At 72.0% G+C, this 15,302-nt stretch carries 16 protein-coding genes and 3 tRNA genes; 7 read left to right on the forward strand and 12 right to left on the reverse strand.

The genetic code is table 11. The features are described from left to right. Window positions 1-89 precede the first annotated feature (89 nt). On the reverse strand, window positions 90-1,787 hold the full coding sequence (locus F4562_RS22445; protein ID WP_311734195.1) for a heparinase II/III family protein: 1,698 nt from the start codon (window positions 1,785-1,787) through the stop codon (window positions 90-92). Window positions 1,788-2,049: 262 nt separating this feature from the next. Beyond that, the gene (locus F4562_RS22450) at window positions 2,050-3,033 is read right to left on the reverse strand and encodes a GlxA family transcriptional regulator (RefSeq protein WP_184545714.1); all 984 of its coding nucleotides are present in this window, start codon (window positions 3,031-3,033) and stop codon (window positions 2,050-2,052) included. Window positions 3,034-3,103: 70 nt separating this feature from the next. Here F4562_RS22450 and F4562_RS22455 point away from each other — a divergent pair, with 70 nt between their 5' ends. Continuing rightward, window positions 3,104-3,700: an HD domain-containing protein gene (locus F4562_RS22455; protein ID WP_184545712.1), complete on the forward strand. Its 597-nt coding sequence runs from the start codon at window positions 3,104-3,106 to the stop codon at window positions 3,698-3,700. A gap of 168 nt (window positions 3,701-3,868) precedes the next feature. Here the strand turns inward: F4562_RS22455 and F4562_RS22460 are convergent, their stop codons facing one another. The 7 genes from F4562_RS22460 to F4562_RS22490 all read right to left on the reverse strand — a co-directional run bounded on the left by F4562_RS22460 (window position 3,869) and on the right by F4562_RS22490 (window position 7,196). Beyond that, window positions 3,869-4,273, reverse strand: a complete 405-nt coding sequence (locus F4562_RS22460) for an antibiotic biosynthesis monooxygenase family protein (protein ID WP_311734194.1) — start codon at window positions 4,271-4,273, stop codon at window positions 3,869-3,871. A 51-nt stretch (window positions 4,274-4,324) separates the two neighbouring features. Next, on the reverse strand, window positions 4,325-4,912 hold the full coding sequence (locus tag F4562_RS22465) for an alkaline shock response membrane anchor protein AmaP (RefSeq protein ID WP_184545710.1): 588 nt from the start codon (window positions 4,910-4,912) through the stop codon (window positions 4,325-4,327). 5 nt (window positions 4,913-4,917) lie between these two features. Beyond that, the gene (locus F4562_RS22470) at window positions 4,918-5,601 is read right to left on the reverse strand and encodes a DUF6286 domain-containing protein (RefSeq protein WP_184545708.1); all 684 of its coding nucleotides are present in this window, start codon (window positions 5,599-5,601) and stop codon (window positions 4,918-4,920) included. Beyond that, the gene (locus F4562_RS22475) at window positions 5,598-6,107 is read right to left on the reverse strand and encodes an Asp23/Gls24 family envelope stress response protein (protein WP_184545706.1); all 510 of its coding nucleotides are present in this window, start codon (window positions 6,105-6,107) and stop codon (window positions 5,598-5,600) included. The genes F4562_RS22470 and F4562_RS22475 overlap by 4 nt, the downstream gene beginning before the upstream one ends. Before the next feature lie 122 nt (window positions 6,108-6,229). Beyond that, the gene (locus F4562_RS22480) at window positions 6,230-6,415 is read right to left on the reverse strand and encodes a hypothetical protein (protein WP_184545704.1); all 186 of its coding nucleotides are present in this window, start codon (window positions 6,413-6,415) and stop codon (window positions 6,230-6,232) included. Next, window positions 6,412-6,708, reverse strand: coding sequence for a hypothetical protein (locus F4562_RS22485; RefSeq protein WP_375782490.1), 297 nt, complete (start codon window positions 6,706-6,708; stop codon window positions 6,412-6,414). The genes F4562_RS22480 and F4562_RS22485 overlap by 4 nt, the downstream gene beginning before the upstream one ends. Then, window positions 6,705-7,196: an Asp23/Gls24 family envelope stress response protein gene (locus F4562_RS22490; RefSeq protein WP_184545703.1), complete on the reverse strand. Its 492-nt coding sequence runs from the start codon at window positions 7,194-7,196 to the stop codon at window positions 6,705-6,707. The genes F4562_RS22485 and F4562_RS22490 overlap by 4 nt, the downstream gene beginning before the upstream one ends. Window positions 7,197-7,397: 201 nt before the next feature. On the opposite strand from F4562_RS22490, the gene F4562_RS22495 reads away from it, so the two are divergent. Both F4562_RS22495 and gltX read left to right on the forward strand, forming a co-directional pair. Further along, window positions 7,398-8,174, forward strand: a complete 777-nt coding sequence (locus F4562_RS22495; RefSeq protein WP_184545701.1) for a fumarylacetoacetate hydrolase family protein — start codon at window positions 7,398-7,400, stop codon at window positions 8,172-8,174. A 28-nt stretch (window positions 8,175-8,202) separates the two neighbouring features. Further along, window positions 8,203-9,534: a glutamate--tRNA ligase gene (gene gltX, locus F4562_RS22500; RefSeq protein WP_221207651.1), complete on the forward strand. Its 1,332-nt coding sequence runs from the start codon at window positions 8,203-8,205 to the stop codon at window positions 9,532-9,534. Window positions 9,535-9,622: 88 nt separating this feature from the next. Here the strand turns inward: gltX and F4562_RS22505 are convergent, their stop codons facing one another. Next, a complete protein-coding gene (locus tag F4562_RS22505) occupies window positions 9,623-11,602 on the reverse strand; it encodes a M3 family metallopeptidase (RefSeq protein ID WP_184545697.1) in 1,980 nt (659 codons plus the stop codon). A 174-nt stretch (window positions 11,603-11,776) separates the two neighbouring features. Between F4562_RS22505 and F4562_RS22510 the strand changes: the two genes are divergently transcribed. The 3 genes from F4562_RS22510 to F4562_RS22520 all read left to right on the forward strand — a co-directional run bounded on the left by F4562_RS22510 (window position 11,777) and on the right by F4562_RS22520 (window position 12,073). After that, window positions 11,777-11,848: transfer RNA gene (locus F4562_RS22510), tRNA-Gln, on the forward strand. 61 nt (window positions 11,849-11,909) lie between these two features. Further along, a tRNA-Glu gene (locus F4562_RS22515) sits at window positions 11,910-11,985 on the forward strand. Between the two features lie 15 nt (window positions 11,986-12,000). After that, window positions 12,001-12,073 (forward strand) — tRNA-Glu (locus tag F4562_RS22520). Window positions 12,074-12,355: 282 nt separating this feature from the next. Here the strand turns inward: F4562_RS22520 and F4562_RS35930 are convergent. Further along, window positions 12,356-12,994: a winged helix-turn-helix transcriptional regulator gene (locus F4562_RS35930; protein ID WP_184545694.1), complete on the reverse strand. Its 639-nt coding sequence runs from the start codon at window positions 12,992-12,994 to the stop codon at window positions 12,356-12,358. Window positions 12,995-13,055: 61 nt separating this feature from the next. Between F4562_RS35930 and F4562_RS35935 the strand changes: the two genes are divergently transcribed. Further along, window positions 13,056-13,568: a PaaI family thioesterase gene (locus F4562_RS35935; protein WP_184545692.1), complete on the forward strand. Its 513-nt coding sequence runs from the start codon at window positions 13,056-13,058 to the stop codon at window positions 13,566-13,568. On the opposite strand, the gene F4562_RS22535 is transcribed toward F4562_RS35935, so the two are convergent. Beyond that, window positions 13,565-15,301 carry a hypothetical protein gene (locus F4562_RS22535; RefSeq protein ID WP_184545691.1) on the reverse strand — a complete coding sequence of 579 codons (1,737 nt, stop codon included), beginning with the start codon at window positions 15,299-15,301 and terminating at the stop codon, window positions 13,565-13,567. The two genes, F4562_RS35935 and F4562_RS22535, sit on opposite strands and share 4 nt — an antisense overlap. Window position 15,302: the final 1 nt, after the last annotated feature.

Below are 15,302 nucleotides of genomic sequence, written 5' to 3' on the forward strand. Positions count from 1 at the left end.
CGCTGACGACGCGGCGGTTCCGCCTGTGACGGTGCCGCCCGTGCCGCCCGTGCCGTCCGTGACGTGACTGTGCGGCGCCGTCGAGACCGTCAGGAGAGGTTCGCGCCGGACACCCGGAAGCTCACCGGCCCCTCGGACGTCTCCAGGGTGACCTTGCCGCCGGAACAGGAGACCGAAGGCCGGTCGGTGCCGGGCACCACCACGGTCAGCACCGGGCCGCCGACGGCGGGTGAGACGACCGCGGGAGCGGGGTGCTTCTGCAGGTAGGCGGGGGAGACCCAGCCCTGGTACGGGCCGGTCTGGCCGCGGACCACCTTCAGCGGGCCGACCGGCTCGCACGAGGGCATCGAGACCTGCACCAGCGTCGTCTTCCAGCCCGCCTTGTCCTTGAGCACGACCCGGCCGCCGCCGTTCGACACGGTGGTCAGGTCCCGCGAGAAGTGCCAGAGGGTGCGGACCTTCGATCCCTTGGGCACCGTGTCCAGCACGGCCAGCACGTCCTGGCCGTGGTTGACCAGCACCGAGCGGGTCCTCGGCACCCCGTAGGCGCGGTCGGTCAGCCGGTAGCTCTGCCGGTCGGCCCCGATCGACGACCTGCTCAGAGCGGTGGCCGTCTTGGGACGGAACCGGGCGCCGACCACCTGCGGGATGTTGTGCGCCTGCGGGGAGACGGTCCAGTCGCGGTAGGCGCTCTTCTCGTACGAGTGGAACCCCGCGTCGACCAGGACGTCCCGGCCCTGCGCCTGGTAGGTCACGCCGAGGTGGTCCTCGTGGCCGTGGTGCTTCAGGCCGGGGCCGAAGCGGATGGAGTAGAAGGCCGACTCGGGCTTGTCCCAGGCGGTGCGTCCGTAGACGTAGCCGCCGCCGAACACCCGTACCTTCTGCTTGGGGTGGGCGTAGCCGACCGGCCGCACGTCCGCGCCGCCGTCGCCGATCGGGACCATGAACCCGTCGGGCTGGGTGGAGTGCGCGATGAAGTTCTCCATCGACTCCCACCGCCTGGAGATCTCCGCGGGCACCTTCCGGCCGCAGGACCTGATGTTCTCCATGGCGACCTTCAGCCGGTCGTGGACGTAGATCGCGTAGCGCGGGGCCTGCTCGCGCAGGGCGCCCTGGGAGTCGACGTCGAGCTTCACGGTCTCGGTGAGCCGCCTGACCGCGAGGTCGGCCCACTGGTCGCGGCCGTAGCGGCAGCCGATGCCCAGCAGCGCGATGTCCTGGTCGATGCCGTGGTTGTGGCCCTTCTCGTACAGTTTCGGGTCGGCCAGCATCTTGGCGTGCTCGGCCAGGCTGGCGGTCAGCCACGGCTCGCTGACGTGCTTGCTCAGGCAGACCAGCGCGGGCGCGCGCAGCGCGATCGGGTGCTCCTGCCAGGCGTAGGGGCTGGTCCGGGCGCCGCCCCGCGGGTTGTCGGCCACCCAGTCCTTGGCGATCTCGACGGCCCGCGTCAGGTACGTCCTGTCCTCGTTGGTCTCGTAGTCGGCGACCAGACGGCCCATCCAGCGCAACGAGTGGAAGACCATGCTCCAGGAGCGGTTGCGGTAGGGGTCGGTGCGCCAGTCGACGTCCTTGCCGACCTTCACCGGGGGGAGGTCCAGGAATTCGAGCCGGCCGTCCATGATGTCGGACGACGTCGGGGTGGCGGGCAGCCAGTCGCCCTGGCACTCCGCGGTGCGCCTGGCCTCCCGGTTCGCCGCCGCCTCCCCGGCCTCCGCCGTGCCGGCGGTCGTGCCGGCGGTCATCAGGAGGACGAACGAGACAACGAGTGCTTGTGTGCGGCGGCGCACGCCGATTCCTTCCGGGGCGAACGAAGAGGGCGGATCATGCTGTCCGAATCCCAGCAGACCGTCAAGCCACAGGGGACTCTTCGGGCACATCGTTAGCAATTGGATGCGCGTCCGGCTAACCGGTTCGGCGTCCCGCCGGGCCCCGGGGCGGGCGTGGAGCCCCGGTCGCGCGGGATCCGACCGGGTGCGGGATCCGGTCAGGTGCGGAGTGCGGGACCCGGTCGGGTGCGGGGTGCGGGACCCGGTCGGGTGCGGGCCCCGGTCAGGTGCGGGAGACGGGAGTGCGGTCCGGGGCGGCGCCGAAGGTCTCCCGGTAGGCGCTGGGGGAGACCCCGACCCGGCGGCGGAAGTGCGGACGCAGCGCCACCGCCGAGGCGAACCCCACGCTGCGGGCCACCCGTTCCACGGGCTCACGGGTGCTCTCCAGCAACCGCTGCGCCTGCAGCACCCGCTGGTGGAGCAGCCACTGGGCGGGCGTGGTCCCGGTGGCCTGCCGGAAACGCCGGTCGAAGGTGCGGCGGCTCATCATGGCGCGGGCGGACAGCGTGCCGACGGTCAGCTCCCGGTCGAGGTTCCGCAGGGCCCAGTCGAGGGTCTCGCCGAGCGGGTCGCCCGTGGACGGCGGCGGGACGGGGTGGTCGATGTACTGGGCCTGCCCGCCGGCCCGGTGCGGCGGCACCACCAGGCTCCTGGCGATGTCGCCGGCCAGCTTGGGGCCGTACGTCCGGCGGACCAGGTGCAGGCACAGGTCGATGCCGCCCGCGCTCCCCGCGGAGGTGAGGACGTCGCCCTCGTCGACGTAGAGGACGTCGGGCCGGACGTCGACGTCCGGGTACATCTCGGCCAGCAGCGACGCGTAACGCCAGTGGGTCGTGGCTCCGCGTCCGTCCAGCAGTCCGGCGGCGGCCACCACGAACGTGCCCAGGCAGAGGCCGACCACGGTCGCCCCACGGCGGTGGGCACGGCGCAGGGCGTCCAGCGCCTCCCGCGCGGGAGGGGGGCCGTCGGAGGGTCGCCGCCAGGTCGGCACGACGACCAGCTCGGCGTCGTCCACGGCACCCAGGTCGTGCGGCGCGGCGAGCGTGACGCCGATGTCCGTGCGGATCGGGCCGCCCTCGGCGGACACCGCCCGGACGTCGAACTCCGGCATCCCGGGACGCCGCTCACCGAAGACCGCGATCGGCACCGACGCCTCGAACAGCGGGATCCCGTCGAACAGCATGATCGCGACCCTGGTGAAGCTCATGGCGCGATCCTATCGAACGATGTCCTCCCGGCCACTCGTGGCCGTCGACGCGTTCGGCCAGGCTGGAGGCATGAGATTCGCCGACATCGTGATCCCCGACACCCCGGCCGCCCGCGGCGCCCTGGAGGTGGCGACCGCCTACTGCTCGCCCGCCCTGCTCAACCACTCGGTGCGGGCCTACCTGTGGGCGGCGGCGTACGCGGCGGCACGGGACATCGCCTTCGACGCCGAACTGCTGTATGTCGCGTCGATGATGCACGACATCGGCCTGGTCAAGGAGTTCGACAGCCACACGGTGCCGTACGAGGAGGCCGGTGGCCACGTCGCGTGGGTGTTCGCCGCCGGAGCCGGCTGGCCGGTCGAGCGCCGGATGCGCGCATCCGAGGTGGTCATCCGCCACATGTGGGACAAGGTGGACGTCGAGCAGGACCCCGAGGGGCACCTGCTCGAACTGTCGACCGGACTGGACATCTCCGGGCGGCGGCCGGAGGACTGGCCGGCCGAGCTCCGCGCCGAGGTGCTGGAGCGCTACCCCCGGCTGGGGATCGCCCCGGAGTTCACCGCGTGCATCAGGGACCAGGCCGCGCGCAAGCCCGACAGCATCGCCGGAGATTTCGTCCGCGGCGGAGTGGCCGAGCGCATCGCCGCCAACGCGCTGGACCGCTGACGACCCCGCGGCCACGAACCGGCTCCGTGGCCCCGCCGACGGTTCCAACACCTGAGCCGGTCCCGCCGACGGTCCGAACACCTGAGCCGGTCCCGCCGACGGTCCCAACATCTGAGCCGGTCCCGCCGACGGACCCGCGGGATCGTCAGCGGTCCCGCGGGACCGGGGTCAGGACTCCTGCTTGGGCCCGGCGCTCTGGACGACCTCGAACGACCACAGCTCGGCCCCGCTGGCCGCGGGCCCCTGCCCGTGACCGTGCCCCTGCCCGTGTCCCTGACCCGCTTGCCCTCCCTCAGCCGCCCCGTGGCCGTGGTCCGGCGCGCCGGATCCGGCGGCCTGGGCGTGACCCCGCTGGAACGCCTGGCTCTCGGTCCAGCGCGTGAAGTCCTCCTCGGAGCGCCAGCGCGTGTAGACCAGATACCGGTCGGTGCCGTCGACCGGACGGAGCAGCTCGAACCACTCGAACCCGTCGGCGGACTCCACCACTCCGGCCCGGCCGGAGAAACGGCGCTCCAGCTCCTCGCGCATCTCCGCGGACACCGTCAGGACGTTTATCTTCACAACCGAAGGCACATCTTCTCCTCGACGCCGTGGTTTCCCCGATCACTCTATGACCCGTGCTCGTCAGGCGAGGGTCCTGCGCGGGTGCGGCACGCCTCCCAAGGTCACCCGGGCGACGGCCGGGAGCCGTTCGGTCTCCAGCGCCTGGCGCACGTGCGGGACCGCCACCTCGCCCAGTTGCTCGCGGACCGCGTCCATCCGCGCGTCCTCGGTCACCAGTACGCGCAGCCGCACGACCGGACGCGCCTGCGTGCCGACCAGCGCGGCGCTCGCGTCGAGGACCGAGGGATGCGCGGCCACCTCGGCGGCCAGCGCGTCGGTCACGCCGCGGGTGCGGAGCTCGGTGATCCCGGCGGGGCCGCCGTCCAGGCGCATGCCGTCCAGCCGGTGGCGCCGTGTCTGGGCCAGCAGCCAGCGCAGCCCGAGCAGTGCCAGTGCCACCGCCACCGCCGCGACCACCCACCACGGCCACGGGCCCTGACGGGCGAAGGCGGCCCGTGTCGGGGCGTCGAGGACCGGTCCGCCGGCCGGCACCCAGGCCCGGGGGAGCGCACCCAGGCTCCGCGCGACGCCCAGAGCACCCAGGACGAGCAACGGCAGCCCGGTGAGCAGCAGCCCCAGCCGGTTCCCCCGGGCGGTCCTGTCCCGCATGGCGGTCACCTCTCCCGCAGGCGCACGCGGACGCGGTAGTCGTCCACCGGGCAGAGGGCGGCGATCCGCGCGGTCACCGCCTGCCGTACGGCCTCCTCCAGGCCGGTGGTGTCCCGTACGAGACTGTCCGCCTCGACCCGCGCAGTCCTGCCGCGCACCCGCACGCGGGCACGGCCGACGCCCTGAACCTGCTCGGCCGCGTGGGCCAGGGTGTGGGCGAACCCCCTGCGGTGCACGCCGATGACCAGATCCCGGTCACCGGTTCTGACCGGGATGAGCCGGGGCCGTCCGGGCAGCAGCGCGAGCAGGACCAGTGTCAGGCCCAGCAGCGTGACCAGGCCGGCGCCGGCCGTCACCCAGGGCGAGTCCCAGGGCGTGGACGAGGCCCGGGCGAGCACACGGTCGTACGGGACCAGCCGGAGCGGGCGGTCCAGCAGGGCGGAGACCACCTCCAGGGCCACCAGGGCGCCGATCACGGTCATCAGGGCGGCCGTGACGACTGAGGGGACCACCCGGCGCGGCCTGAAGGCCCGGATCGCCGCCCGGTCCGCGGCGGCGTTCCCCGCCGTCGTGCCGGGCATCGGCGGTGCCGGTGGCCTCGTGAGCTCCGCGCCGGGTGCGGTCGGTGTCTGCATGGTGGGTTCCGCCATGAAGATCCGGTCGGCCGGGCCGGGAACCGGGGTGCTCATCCCGGCTCCTCCCGGTAGGCAGTGGCGCCTCCCGTCAGGCGCGTGCCCGGTTCCCGGTAGGCGGTGGCGCCGGCCGGACCGCCCAGGCCCGCGGATCCGGGCGGTCCGGCCGGCCCGGCCGGTACGACCGGCATCGGGGCGGTGTCCCACGGGCGGGACGCGTCCCGGGAGGGCACCACGTCGACGACCTCGATGTCGATGTGGCCGACGTCCAGGCCGGTCAGAGCACGGACGCGTTCCGCGACGTGGCGCCGGACCTCCCGCGTCACCTGGCGGATCGGGGCCGGGTACTCCACCGTCACGTCCAGCCGCAGCGTCGTCAGCCGCCCGTCGACCGTGGCCCGGGTGCCCCCGTGGAAGGTCCGCGGCCCCCGCTCGCCGACCTCCCGCACCCGTGCCACCTCCCCGGCGGAGCGGGCCGCGATGCGCGACACGACCCTGCCGGGGATGTCCGTCCGGCCGCGCCGCTCGGGCGGAACGATCTCGCGTACCGACTGGGCGGGCACGGCCTGAGCCGTCGGCGACGCCGAAGCCGGGGACTCCGCGTCCTCCGGTGCGGCCCGCGCTCCCGGGACGGCGGGAACGGCCGCCTCCCCGGGCCCGGGGCGACGCCCGACCGGTGTGGACATCATCGTCTCGCCGTCAGCCGGGACAGGTCGATCCCGCCGGTGTCGACGATGCGTCCGACCAGCAGACCGAGGGCACCCAGGACGAGCACGAGGAGGAAGGCCACGAAGCCGCCGAACGCCCCCGCGAACCCCAGCAGCAACCCGGCGACCGTGCCGACCACGGACCACAGCGGGAAATCCCTCACCGCACACCTCCGATATGGACGTTCACCGGGCGGTCACCCACCAGCGGCGCGACCGCCGCCCGCACCCCGGCGGCGATCTCCGGCAGCGGACGGCCGAGTCTGACGACGACCGCGACCTCCACCTCGTCCTCGCGCAGCGCCACCCCGGGCACCCTCTCACCGGGCAGGTAGGTCGCCACGGTCCCGAACGGCCCGGCCGACAGGCCGACGACGTCGGGGCTGTTCCGGACGGCCTCGGCCACCATCCGCGCCAGCGCACCCGGCTCGTACGAGAGACCGCCCGGCCCGCTCACTGAACGCGCGGTCCCGCCGAGGAGGTCTCCGCCGGCTCCTTCTCCTGGCCGGGCATGTGGACGTCGGAGACCTTGATGTTGACTTCGGTGACCTCGAGCCCGCACATGCGCTCGATCGCCGTGATCACGTTCCGGCGTACCGCGCCGGCCAGGTCGGGGATGGCCATGCCGTACTCGACGACCAGTTCCAGGTCGACGGCGGCCTGCCGCTCGCCCACCTCGACCGAGACCCCCTGCGTGATGCTCCGTTCGGCGCCGACCATGCCACGGACCGCGCCGAGCGCGCGCGCCGTGCCGGCCCCCATGTCGAAGACCCCGGAGACCTCCCTGGCCGCCAGACCGACGATCTTGGCAACGACCCCGCTCTCGATGGTGGTGGTCCCCCTGGAGGTCACCAGGCTGCTCTGGGTCGCGGGAGCGTCCGTCCTGGCGCGGGGCACCGGCGCCTCCTCGCCTTTCGGCCTGCTCGCCGTGCTGGCTTCGGTCACGTCGCTCCCCCTCCCCGAAGGCCGGTCCAGCCTCCGTTGCAGGCGGTAATACCCCCCAAATCACCACTAATAGGGATATATCTTTTCTTGGGGATTTCATGGGGAGATATAGACGTTCCGCCTCCAGGACGGCCCGCCGGGCGAGGTGACGGGGAGACCCGCGCGGTCCGGCCGGAGCCCGACCCCGACTAGCCTTGTCGTGTGCGTATAGCCAGGTTCTCCACAGGTGAAGGTGTCGGCTTCGGCGTGGTCGAAGGAGGGCCCGGGGAGGAGTTCGTCGCCGGGATCTCCGGGCACCCGTTCGGGCCGCTCCAGCTGACCGGCGAACGTTACTCACTGTCCCAGGTCAAGCTGCTCGCCCCCATGCTGCCCAGCAAGGTCGTCGCCATCGGCAGGAACTACGCCGACCACGCCCGGGAGATGGGCGGACAGGTCCCCGCCGAGCCGCTGATGTTCCTCAAGCCGTCGACCTCGGTGATCGGCGCGGGCGAGGCCATCGCCTACCCGACCGGCCTGTCGCGGCGGGTCGACTTCGAGGGGGAGCTGGCCGTGGTGATCGGCAGGCTCTGCCGGGAGGTGCCCCGCGAACGGGCCCACGAGGTCGTCTTCGGTTACACCTGCGCCAACGACGTCACCGCCAGAGACCTGCAGAAGAAGGACGTGCAGTTCACCAGGGCCAAGGGGTTCGACACCTTCTGCCCGCTCGGCCCGTGGATCCAGACCGAGTTCGATCCGGCCGACGCGGGCATCACCACCTCGGTGAACGGCGAGGTCAGGCAGGACTCGCGCACCTCCAAGCTCATGTACGACATTCCGGCGCTGATCGCCCACGTGAGCGCGGTCATGACCCTGATCCCCGGCGACGTCATCCTCACCGGGACACCCGAGGGGGTCGGCCCGCTCGACGTCGGCGACGAGGTCAGCGTCTCCATCGAAGGAATCGGCACTCTCACCAACCGGGTGGTCTCGCGTGATTAGGGTTCGTTTCGCCCCTTCGCCGACCGGCATGTTCCATGTCGGCGGCGCCCGTTCGGCGTTGTTCAACTGGGCTCTGGCCGAACAGTCGGGCGGAAGGTTCGTGCTCCGCATCGAGGACACCGACGCCGCGCGCAACCGGCCCGAGTGGACCGAGGGCATCATCTCGGCGCTCGCGTGGATCGGCGTCAACGATGACAACCCCGCCTTCGAGGGCCCCTACTTCCAGTCGTCCTACGAGGTGCAGCACCGCGAGGCGGCGGCCAAACTGATCGCCGACGGCCGGGCGTACTACTGCACGTGCACCCGTGACGACGTCAAGGCCCGCACCGGGTCCGAGCACAAGGGCTACGACGGCTTCTGCCGCGAGCGCGGCCTGACCGAGGGGGCGGTCCGCTTCCGCACCCCCGACGAGGGCGTCACCGTGGTCGAGGACCTGGTCCGCGGCACCGTCGAGTTCCCCAACGGCGCGATGGAGGACTTCGTCATCGCCCGCGCCGACGGTTCCCCGCTGTTCGTGCTGGCCAACGTGGTCGACGACATCGAGATGCGGATCACCCACGTGGTCCGCGCCGAGGAGCACCTGTCCAACACGCCCAAGCAGCAGCTCCTGTGGCAGGCGCTCGGCGTCGCCCCGCCCACCTGGGCCCACGTGCCGGTCATCGTCAACGAGAAGCGCCAGAAGCTGTCCAAGCGCCGTGACAAGGTCGCCCTGGAGTCCTACCGGGACGAGGGCTACCTGGCCGAGGCGATGGTCAACTACCTGATGCTGCTCGGCTGGGGGCCGGGCGACGACCGGGAGATCATGCCCTGGTCGGAGATGGTGCCGCTGTTCCGGCTGGAGGACGTCAACCCCTCCCCGGCCTTCTTCGACGAGAAGAAGCTGCGCGCCTTCAACGGCGAGTACATCCGGGCGCTGCCCCTCGCCGAGTTCGTCGCCCGCTGCGACCCGTGGCTCGCCCCCGAATGGGACCGCGAGGTCTTCGCCCGGGTCGCCGAGCTGGCCCAGACCCGCATCGCCGTGCTGTCGGAGATCACGGCCAACGTCGACTTCCTCTTCCTGGACGAGCCCGTCTTCGACCAGGCGTCGTGGGACAAGGCCATGAAGAACTCCGCGGTGGAGATCCTCACCGGCTACCTGGCCCGTCTGGAGACGGTCGCCATGGATCCCGAGTCGCTCAAGACCGCCCTGGAGGAGGTCGGCGCCGAGCACGGCCTCAAGCTCGGCAAGGCCCAGGCGCCGGTGCGGGTGGCCGTCACCGGACGCACCGTGGGGCTGCCGCTGTTCGAGTCGATCGAGGCGCTCGGCCGCGAGCGCTCCATCGAGCGCCTCCGCGCCGCCCTGGCCAGGCTCCAGGGCTGATCCACCCCTCGGCCGCGCGGCCCGGCCCGTCTGATCCGCCCACCGGCCGCGCGGCCCGGCTCACCGGCCGGCCGCGCGGCGGGGAGGATCAGGCCAGCAGGCCGCGGCGCTCCAGGAGCGGCTCGATGCGCGGGTCGCGCCCGCGGAAGTCGCGGAAGGCGTCCATCGCGTCCCTGGAGCCGCCGACCGCCAGCAGCGCGGACCGGAAACGGTCGCCGTTCTCCCGCCGCAGACCGCCGTTCTCCTTGAACCACTCCACGCTCTCGGCGTCGAGCACCTCGCTCCAGATGTAGGAGTAGTAGCCGGCGCTGTAGCCGCCCACGCCGCTGGAGAAGATGTGGGCGAAGTAGTTCGTCCGGTAACGGGGGCCGACCAGCTCGAAGGCGATTCCGGCGCGCTCCAGGGCCGCCTGCTCGAACGCCCGGGCGTCCTCGACGACCTCGCCGGCGGCGAGCTTGTGCCAGGCCCAGTCGAGGAGCGCCGCCGCCAGATACTCGACGGTGGCGAAGCCCTGGTTGAACTTCTCGGCCGCCCTCATCTTCTCCAGGAGCTCGGCGGGCACCGGCTCGCCGGTCTCGTGGTGCCTGGCGAAGTTGGCGAGGACCGACGGCCAGGTGGCCCACATCTCGTTGACCTGCGAGGGGTACTCCACGAAGTCGCGCGGCACCTCCGTGCCGGAGACCCGAGGGAAGCGCACGTCGGAGAAGAGCCCGTGCAGCGCGTGGCCGAACTCGTGGAAGGCGGTGACGACCTCGTCGAAGGTCAGCAGCGTCGGCCCCTCGGCGGGCTTGGTGATGTTGAGGTTGTTCATCACCACGGGCCGCTCGCCGAACAGATGGGACTGGTCCACCAGGTTGTTCATCCAGGCGCCGCCCCGCTTGGTGGGCCGGGCGTAGGGGTCGAACACGAACAGGCCGAGCGGTGAGCCGTCGGCCTCGGAGACCTCGAAGACCCGCACGTCCGGGTGGTAGCCGGTCAGGTCGTCGCGTTCGGCGAAGGTGATCCCGTACAGCTCGCCGGCGGCGTGGAAGACGCCGTCCCGCAGCACCCGGTCCAGCTCGAAGTACGGACGCAGTTCGGCGCCGTCGAAGTCGTAGCGGGCCTTGCGCACCTTCTCCGCGTAGAACGACCAGTCCCACGGCTCGATGGGGAACCCGGCCTGCTCGCTCAGCGCCTCGGCCTCGCGACGGGCGTTGGCCACCGCGGGGCCCGCGAGCTTGCCGAGCATCTCCTCGACCGCGTCGGTGGTCTTGGCGGTCTGGTCGGCGACGGAGTAGGCGGCGTGGCTGGGGTAGCCGAGCAGCGCCGCCCGCTCGGCGCGGAGCGTCGCCATCCGCACGGCCAGCTCGAAGTTCTCCGGGGCCCGGTCGACCGAGAGCTCGTACAGCCGGCGGCGGGTCTCCCGGTCGGTCAGCTCGGCCAGCGCGGGCTGGTTGGTGAAGTTGAGCAGCGGCAGGACGTACCGGCCGTCCTTCTCGATCGACTTGATCGCGCTCTCGGAGAGCCCGTCCAGCAGCGTGACGTCGTCGACGACCAGCGCCGAGGAGGTGGAGGCGGTCAGCAGGTTCTGGGCGAAGGCGGTGGCGAGCCGGGTGAGCTCCTCATTGAGCTCCCGCAGACGCTCCTGCTCGGTCTCGGACAGGTCGGCGCCGGCCCGGACGAAGTCGACGCGGTACTTCTCCAGCAGCCACGCCTCCTCGGGGTCGTCGGTGGCGACCTGGCGGATCCGGGCGTAGAGGGGACGGTTGAGGTGGATCGCGTCGGCGTGCTTGGTCAGCTTGGGGTAGACCTCGGTCTCGATCTCCCGGATGCCGTCCGTGGCGTCGGAGGAGGCGATGCTCATGAAGACGGTCGCGGTCCGCTTCAGGATCTGCCCCGAGCGCTCCAGCGCCTCGATCGTGTTGGCGAACGTCGCCGGCTCCGGGTTGTCGGCGATCTCCTGAACCTCGCGCAGCTGGTCGGCCATGCCGCGCTCGAAGGCGGGGAGGTAGTGCTCCTCCCTGATCTCCGCGAACGGCGGCAGCTTGTAGGGCAGCGTGCTGGGGGCGAAGAACGGGTTCTCGGCCAAGGCGGAAACTCCTCACAGGCGGACGGATCTCCCCAGCAGCGTTACACAGCGGGCCCCGGAACGGCACTCCGGTGTCGCGGTGACCAGGCCGCCGGTAATCGTTTTGGTCTTGTCCCCCAACCTGGGCTATTCTTTCGGAGTCGCCAGCGAGCCCCGCAAGGGGGTCCAGGGCGGTGGGGTATGGTGTAATTGGCAACACGACTGATTCTGGTTCAGTTATTCTAGGTTCGAGTCCTGGTACCCCAGCTGCGCCTTCTTCTGAAGGCGTCGCGGGTTCGGTCCCCCCGAATCCGACGACAGTGTGCTCGGTCCCGTCGTCTAGTGGCCTAGGACGCCGCCCTCTCAAGGCGGTAACGCCGGTTCGAATCCGGTCGGGACTACCACGCTGTCAACCGCAAGGCTCCGTCGTCTAGTGGCCTAGGACGCCGCCCTCTCAAGGCGGTAGCGCCGGTTCGAATCCGGTCGGGGCTACCTTGCGAACCCCCGGAAGCATCCGCTTCCGGGGGTTTTCGTGTGTGCGGCCGCATTCCCCCTCCGGGGGATGTGCGCCACCGTCCGGCGATTCCAGCCGGACGGGCAGTGCGTGCGCGGTCCTGGACGGGCAGTGCGTACGCGATGCCCGCCGGGACCGAGCGCATCCCGGCCGTATTCCGACTGCACCCCGAGCGCATTCCGGCCGCACCCCGGCCGCCTTACGCGGGCGAGGTGCGGCATGAACCGCCAGTTCCAGAAGACCCGCACGTTCCGGCCGCCCTACGCGGGCGGGGTGCGGGCCAGGAGGTAGCCGGAGAACCACGTGGGGAAGGCCCGGCGCAGTTCGGCGGGGCCGGTCAGCCGGACCTCCCCGCTGCGGGTCACGTCGGCCCAGGAGCGCTCACCGATCCAGTACTCGGTGAGCGCCTTCAGGTCGGCCTCCACATGCAGGTCGGCGGTCCGCCCGTAGTCCTCCCCGCACAGCTTCACCCCCGGGCGGCGCACGTGAAGGAAGTAGCGGGCCCCGGGGAAGTTCAGCGCCACCAGCGTGCGGTTCTCCGGGAGCCGGTCGCGGTGCACCCTGCGGTGCAGGTCCCAGGCGAGCAGCCGCGGGTCGAGGGCGAGCTCGCGGTGGTCCCACTCCGCCGCCCACTCACCCAGGGCCCGCACCGGCCCGGCCAGGGCCCTGCCCGCCGCGGTGAGCAGGTAGGCGCGGTCCCGCCGCTCGACGATCCCGGCCCTCTCCAGGGTGCGGAGCCGGGCCGACAGCATGGTCTTGGAGATGTTGGGCAGCCCCTGGTGGATCTCGTTGAACCGGGTCGAGCCCAGCAGCAGCTCGCGCACCACGAGCAGGGTCCAGCGCTCACCGAGGATCTCCAGCGCCCGTGCGACGGCGCAGAACTGCCCGTACTCGTTCACGGTGTCAAAGGTACGGAATCCGGACTTGAGCCGCGATCGTCCCCCCGCGAGGGTGAGATCCGTGACGACGACCTCGCAGAACCGGCAGACGACCTCGCGGACCCACTCGTGGGTGCCGCCCACCGTTCCCGCGGAGGTGGCCGAGCTGTCGGGCCTGGAATTCCTGGAACGGCTGGTGGACGGCCGGATCGCCCCGCCCCCGATCACCGGCACGCTCGGCTTCCGGATGACCCGGGTGGAGCGCGGCCTGGCGGTCTTCGTGGGGGAGACGGGCGAGCACCTGTACAACCCGCTGGGCAGCGTGCACGGCGGCTACCTGGCCACCCTGCTCGACTCGGCCCTCGGATGCGCGGTGATGAGCGAGCTGCCGGTCGGCAGGGCGTACACCACGGTTCAGCTCAACGTGAACATGGTCCGGCCGGTCTTCGCCGGCACCGGCCCGCTGCGGTGCGAGGGCAGGACCCTGCACGTCGGCCGGACCGTCGCCACCGCGCAGGCGCAGGTCGTGGGGGAGGAGGACGGCAAGCTCTACGCCCACGCCACCACGACCTGCGCGGTGTTCCCGATGCGTTAGCCGCGCCCGGAGCGGGCCTTGAACAGCGCCCGCTTGGCGGCCTTGCCCACCTGCTTGTCGGGGTGGGCCTCGCCGATCGCCTCCAGCAGCTCCTCCAGGTGCGGGTGGCGGACCTTCCAGATCACGTCGAGCAGGCCGATCAGGCTGGGTGCGGCGCCGATGTCGTCGAGGCTGCTGACGAACTCGGGCCGGCCCAGGCCCGCGGAGATGGTCAGCATGTCGAGGATCAGCCAGTGGGTGTCGGCCTGGGTGGGCGGCTCGGCGTCCTCGACACCGAGCTGCGCCAGGTGGGTGGCCGCGTACGGGTGCAGCGAGGGGACGTCCAGGGCGGCGCGCCAGGCGGGCACGGCCACCTCGCCGAGCGAGCCGACCATGCTGGCCGCCTGGACCCGGACCAGGGCGTCCGCGTCGTCCTCGGCGGCGGCCTCCAGCAGGTCCCGTGCGGCCTGCTCGGGGGAGCGCAGCTCCAGCCAGGCGGCGAACTCGGCGTCCGCCTCCTCCTCGGGCAGCTCGGAGCTGAAGGAGAGCAGGTCCAGGGCCGTCATGGCGTCGATGGCGGGCCGGGCGTCCAGCTCGATGTCGGCGTCGTCGACCAGGTGGACCACACCCTCCATGCCGAGCGGCGTCAGGCGCACCTGGTCGTGCTCGACCTCGACCATGCCGTAGCCGGTCAGCCAGTCGAGCACCGGGGTGAGCGGATCGCCGTAGCGGGCGGTGGCGGCGGCCCAGGCCTCCGCGGCCAGGTCGTCGTACTCCGCGGCGGCCTCGGCCAGCTCGGTGCGGAGCTCGGCCAGCGGTTTGGAACCCATGGCCAGCAGGACCCGGACCAGCAACGCCCGGCTCAGCCCGGACAGGGCGATCGTGGCGTCCTCGTCGTCCAGCTCGGGGTCGCCGTAGTCGACCGACTGCAGGCCCGTCAGCCACGCGTCGAGGACGTCGTCATCTTCGTCGAAGGGCCACTCGGCGGCGTCGGCGTCGACGCTGACGGTGTCCTCGCCCTCGGGCTGGAGGAAGTCCAGGTCGATGGCGAGGTTCCAGATGTTCCAGAGCGCGGGGACGGAGTCGGCGGCCGGGGTGCCGTCCTCGGGGGCGGCGATCCCCAGCACGCCCAGCGCCTCGGCGATCTCGGCGTCGGTGAGCAGGGTCGTCTCGCCCACCCGGCGCTCGGTCCCGACCCAGACCGCCAGATCGCGGGCCTTGGCGATCAGGAGGGTCTTGCGGGCCGCCTCGGCCAGCTCGGAGTCGGGCCGCAGCCGGATGGTGGGCAGCTCGGCGAGCCGGTCGGCGAACGGCTCGAAGTCGCCCAGGCCCTCCACCGCCTCCTCGTCGTAGTCGTCCTCGTCCTCCTCGTCGTCGACGAGGTCCTCCATCGCGTCGACGAAGTCGTCCTCGAGGCGGTCGAGCTCGGCGAGCAGGTCACGGAGCGGCGACGACCCCTTGACCAGACGGCCGGACTCCGACAGGAAGGACAGGTAGGCGCGGACCGCCGGCACCATGCCGTCGGCCGCCGCGTCGGGATCCTCGACGACCTGGGGCATGCGGTCGAGGAGCACCGTGCGCAGATCGGATCGCCTCCACCGCCCGACGTCGTCGGAGGCGATCAGCCGATGCCACAGCGCGACGGAGCCGACCAGGTTGGGGTCGCTCTCGGGCGCGTTCTCGCGCGCCCACAGGATGAAATCCTGGAGCAGGGGACGCAGTTCAGCGGCGGCTGCCTCGATGCGATCTGTCACC

It is taken from the genome of Streptosporangium becharense (assembly GCF_014204985.1).
GTDB lineage: Bacteria > Actinomycetota > Actinomycetes > Streptosporangiales > Streptosporangiaceae > Streptosporangium > Streptosporangium becharense.